At 63.0% G+C, this 1,272-nt stretch carries 1 protein-coding gene; it reads right to left on the reverse strand.

All coding sequences use genetic code 11. The features are described from left to right. Positions 1 to 18 precede the first annotated feature (18 nt). A protein-coding gene (locus tag I6F16_RS37425) for an IS3 family transposase (protein ID WP_225174769.1) occupies positions 19 to 1,208 on the reverse strand; the annotation gives its coding sequence in 2 pieces (ribosomal slippage) (positions 19 to 959 and positions 959 to 1,208; 1,191 coding nt in all). Positions 1,209 to 1,272 lie beyond the last annotated feature (64 nt).

Below are 1,272 nucleotides of genomic sequence, written 5' to 3' on the forward strand. Positions count from 1 at the left end.
TGACCTTGCCCCCAGATTTTATCCAGTTCTGAGTTCGCTCAAGCCATTGGATTTGCCCAGTTGGGCGGTGGTAGCGACGGGAGCTGGCGCGGAGCCATCGGCATAGCGCAGCGCCAGATCCCGGCGCGGGTGGCAGGTAAAGGCGAACTCGGAGGGTGTCTTCCATCCGAGCTGTGAGTGCGGTCGTGTGTAGTTATAATCGGCGCGCCAGCATCCGAGCGCGACGCGGGTTTGAGCCAGCGACGTGAACAGCGTCTCGTTCAGCAATTCATCCCGGAGCCGACCGTTGAAGCTTTCGATGAAGCCATTCTGCATGGGCTTGCCCGGAGCGATATAATGCCAGGCGACGCGGCTCCGATCGGCCCAGGTCAGGATGGCGTTGCTGGTAAGTTCGGTGCCGTTGTCGCTGACCACCATCTTTGGCTTGCCGCGCTCCATGACCAGCCGATCCAACTCCCGCGCCACCCGGGCCCCGGAGAGCGAGGTATCGGCCACCAGCGCCAAGCACTCGCGGGTACAGTCATCGACCACGGTCAAGATGCGGAAGCGGCGGCCATCCGTGAGCTGATCGGAGACGAAGTCCAGTGACCAGCGGTCGTTCGGTGCCATCGGCACCGTCATCGGCGCCCGAGTCCCGATCGCCCGCTTGCGGCCGGCACGGCGGCGCACCACCAACTTCTCTTCCCGGTACAGCCGGAATAGCTTCTTGTGGTTGATCGCAAAGCCCTCCCGCTTGAGCAGAACATGCAGGCGCCGATAGCCGAAGCGGCGGCGCTCCTGGGCGATCGCCTTCATGCGCTGGCGAACGCCGGCATCATCCGCTCGGGTCGTCCGATATCTCATGGTCATGCGGCAGCAGCCGATGGCTTTACACGCCCGCCGTTCGCTCATCCCGTGGGCATCCACGAGATGCGCGACAGCCTTCCGCTTGGCCGCGGGCGTCACCACTTCTTTCCCAAAAGGTCCTTCAACGCCGCATTGTCCAGCATGGCGTCAGCCAGGAGCCGCTTCAGCTTCGTGTTCTCGTCCTCCAGCGTCCTCAGCCGCTTGGCCTCGGAGACGTCCATCCCGCCGTACTTGGCCTTCCATTTGTAGATGCTGGCGTCGCTCACGCCGTGCTTGCGGCATAGATCGGCGACCGACACCCCGGCCTCGTGCTCCTTCAAGATCCCGATAATCTGCTCTTCCGTAAAGCGGCTACGCTTCATGCTCTGGTCCTCGTCGTGGGCCAGAACGAACTTCAAACTGGATTAAGCCCCGGGGGCAAGGTCA

Origin of the sequence: Bradyrhizobium sp. IC4060, assembly GCF_020193715.1 — a bacterium.
Classification (GTDB): Bacteria; Pseudomonadota; Alphaproteobacteria; order Rhizobiales; family Xanthobacteraceae; genus Bradyrhizobium; species Bradyrhizobium yuanmingense.